3 protein-coding genes are annotated in these 3751 nt (G+C 45.6%); 2 read left to right on the forward strand and 1 reads right to left on the reverse strand.

Going from position 1 to position 3751, the window contains the following annotated elements:
* The first annotated feature begins 222 nt into the window (after positions 1–222).
* Entirely contained in the window at positions 223–1182 is a 960-nt protein-coding gene (locus WMO75_RS19005) for an ABC transporter substrate-binding protein (protein ID WP_435378922.1), read from the forward strand.
* Between the two features lie 4 nt (positions 1183–1186).
* Here the strand turns inward: WMO75_RS19005 and WMO75_RS19010 are convergent, their stop codons facing one another.
* On the reverse strand, positions 1187–2527 hold the full coding sequence (locus WMO75_RS19010; RefSeq protein ID WP_349078761.1) for an MATE family efflux transporter: 1341 nt from the start codon (positions 2525–2527) through the stop codon (positions 1187–1189).
* 194 nt (positions 2528–2721) lie between these two features.
* Here WMO75_RS19010 and WMO75_RS19015 point away from each other — a divergent pair, with 194 nt between their 5' ends.
* Positions 2722–3627 (forward strand): AraC family transcriptional regulator, encoded by a 906-nt coding sequence (locus tag WMO75_RS19015; protein ID WP_118698791.1) that lies wholly within the window; start codon positions 2722–2724, stop codon positions 3625–3627.
* The last annotated feature ends 124 nt before the right edge of the window (positions 3628–3751 follow it).

Here is a 3751-nt window from a genome sequence, read left to right on the forward strand (position 1 = left end):
AACTGAACCGCCGGATGCGGAACCGCATGTCCGGTGGTGTGAGAGGTCGGCGGCAAAAGCCGTCTCCTACTCGATCTTTGTGAGAAAACACCGATCCGTGGTCACCAATTGAGTAATTGTGCATACTCTAACAGCAGAAGTTTCAAAAGGAGTATCTGCATGAAAAATAAAAAATGGATCTCACTGGCAGCAGCAGTGGTTCTAGCGGTGACGGCACTGCCGATGGGAGTATTTGCTGCGAAGAAAGATGGAGAAGAGGAGAAGCTTACGAAGGTTACACTGAATGAAGTAGCGCATTCGATTTTCTATGCGCCGCAGTATGTGGCAATCGAAGAGGGATATTTTGCAGAGGAAGGTCTGGATCTGACACTGGTGACGGGCTTTGGTGCAGATAAAGTTCTGACTGCTCTGATCTCCGGTGAAGCAGATATCGGATTTATGGGAGCAGAAGCATCCATTTATGCATACCAGGAAGGTGCGACTGACCCGGCAGTGAACTTTGCGCAGCTTACTCAGCGTGCCGGAAACTTCCTTGTGGCAAGGGAAGAAATGCCTGACTTCAAATGGGAAGACCTGAAAGGAAAGAAAGTTCTCGGCGGTCGCAAGGGCGGCATGCCGGAAATGGTCTTTGAATACATTCTCCGTAAAAACGGACTGGATCCGCAGAAAGACCTGACCATCAACCAGAGCATTGATTTCGGTTCCACGGCGGCGGCTTTTACAGGTGATGCTTCAGCAGATTTTACCGTAGAATTTGAGCCGTCTGCGACTGCACTGGAAAAAGAAGGCGCAGGATATGTTGTTGCTTCGCTCGGAGTAGATTCCGGCTATGTTCCATACACTTCCTACAGTGCAAAGACCAGTTACATGCAAAAAAATCCAGAAGTCATCCAGAAATTCACAAATGCTCTCCAGAAAGGCATGGAATATGTCCAGATTCACACCCCGGAAGAAATCGCGAAAGTCATTGCACCACAGTTTGCAGAAACTGACCTAGACACAGTTACGACTATCGTAAAACGTTACTATGATCAGGATACCTGGAAATCCAATCTTATCTTCGAAAAAGAGAGTTTTGAACTCCTGGAAGACATCCTCGAAGATGCCAGTGAACTGAATGAACGAGTAGCATATGAAGATCTCGTAACAACAGAATACGCCGAGAAGGCGGCAGAAAAATAAACAGTTAAGCTCTGCGCATCATCTTGTAGTAAACCGGAATCAGCAGGGAGCAGGCTCCGATCCATGCGAGAGGACTGGCGATGCAGACAGAAGTGTATCCGATCATGCCGGAGAGACCAACGGTAGCGGCGATACGCATGACCAGTTCGATCATACAGGCAGCAAAAGGAGCCTGCCCATTCTGCATACTCTGGATGGAAGTCCGGTAAACAGCAAGAAGCCCTAGGATAAAATAAAACGGTGCAACAACAGTCAGATACATATCGGAATAATGATAAATTTCCTTTGTAGGATCGGACAGGAACATCTGCACGATCGGATGACGCAGGAGCAGAATGCCGACGCACATAATAAGATTGAGCGTTTCTGTCTGGATCAGACAAGCCCGCACACCCTGACGTATACGGTCACTTTTGCCCGCACCGAAATTCTGGGCAACATAGTTGGAAATAGCAGTCATCATGGCATTATTCACAAGAACTGAAACCTGATCTGCCTTGGAAGCAGCCGTATATCCGGCGACTGCAGCAGTACCAAGGGAGTTTACGACAGTCTGCATGGCGAGCTGTCCGATACACATGACAGACATCTGGAATCCCATAGGAAATCCCGTTTTCAGATGCAGTCCGATCATTCCTCCCAGGTCGTGGAAATCTTCACGGCGCAGATGCAGTACCGGAAAGTTTTTCAGCCCGACGATCAGACTGAACAAGGCAGAGAGAAACTGTGAAAGGATCGTAGCCCATGCAGCTCCCGCAACACCCATATGGAACGGTACAATAAACAGGATATCCAGAAAAATATTCAAAACAGAAGAAAACACCAGGAAATAAAGTGGAGTTTTGCTGTCACCAAGTGCACGGAGCATGTTTGAGATCATATTGTAAAAAACAGTAGCGCCCGTTCCGAGAAGGACCACGAACATATAATCATAAGCTTCTCCGGAGATGTCATCCGGGATCTGCATCCATCTGAGAATCTGGTGAGCCAGCAGACAGCAGATCAGAGTCAGCACGATCGTAAAAATAATACTGAGAAGTGTGGATGCGGCGACACTTTTTCTCATGCCTTTTTCGTCTTTTGCACCGCATCTCTGACCAAGACAGATCCCGAATCCACCCGTGAATCCATTGATAAAACAGAATACAAAATAAATAATGATACTGGTAGCACCGACTGCAGCGAGAGAGTCAGCACCAAGAGTCTTGCCGACGATCACAGAGTCAGCGAGTGTATAAAAAAGCTGGAACAGATTTCCGAGAATGACCGGAACAGCAAATTTTAACAATGACCAGAACGGATTTCCGACGGTGAGATCCATTTCGTTTGATTTTGGTCTGGGCATAAGAAAACCTCCTTATAGTAGTTTGCGTGCTTTTTATTGCACGCCTCATTATAGAGAAATACATGGTAAAATACGATTCTGGTATTGTTGTTTCTGATACAGATATTGACCAGATCATCGAATTTATTTATGATAATTAAGAGCTTATTTTAATACGGAAGCGGAAAAAACAACAGAAGCTGGAGAACTACAAGATGGCAAAAAGAAAAATCCTGGTAGACAGTACAAGAAGAGAACTTGAAGCACACGGAACAGAAACCTTTCCCATGACAGTAAATCATGATGATCTATGGTCATTTGAAGGCAAAAATGTTCCCATCCACTGGCATAATGATCTGGAGATCAGTCTCCCAAGAGAAGGCGAGGCAATTTATCAGGTTTATCAGAAAAGTTACAGGGTCAGACCGGGAGAAGGGCTTCTGCTGAATCGAAATGTGCCGCATAGCTGCAGTTCTCCGAGGAACGAGAGGGCTTTGTACAGTACGATCCTTGTAAGACCGGATTTTCTGTACGGTGATTTCGGCAGCGATGTCGAGCGGAATTGTTTCCGGCCGTTTCTGCAAAATTCAGCAGTTCCCTGCATTCATCTGACAGAAGCAGACGAAAATGGAAAAGAAATCCTGCAGAAACTGAACCAGGTGGAAACTGTTTTTGATCAGAAATCATTCTGTTACGAGTTAAAGATCAAGGGGCTTCTGTGCGAAGTATTCAGCATGATCCTGTATGCTCACAGACAGGAATTGACAAAATTTATTCCAGCCAATCAGCAGGAACTGGAACGTCTGGAAAAGATGCTGAACTATCTCAACCTCCACTTTGCAGAAGTAATTTCCCTCCAGGAACTGGCAGACCAGGTTCACTTATCAAGAGAAGTCTGCTGCCGTCTTTTCAAAAAAATGACCGGAAAAACAATCACCGGATACCTGGAAGAATACCGCGTCAACAAAAGCTTCCCCCTGGTACAGAGCGGGCAGTATTCCATGACCCAGATCGCAGAACTGGCAGGCTTCAGCAACCCCAGCCGCTTTGCCAGCGCCTTCCGCAAAAGATTCGGCTGCAATCCGGGAGAGTACAATTCCCTGAAAAATAATAGATTGTAGGTAAAAGCTTTAAAAAAATATTTAGAAATGAAACAAATATGTAAATGAACCTATTGTGCTACTTCAAATAAATTATATGAAAACCTGTAAATGCGCAAAGAATCCCTGTAATTATTGGAAAACT

This window comes from Blautia intestinihominis, assembly GCF_040096655.1.
Lineage (GTDB): Bacteria > Bacillota > Clostridia > Lachnospirales > Lachnospiraceae > Blautia_A > Blautia_A intestinihominis.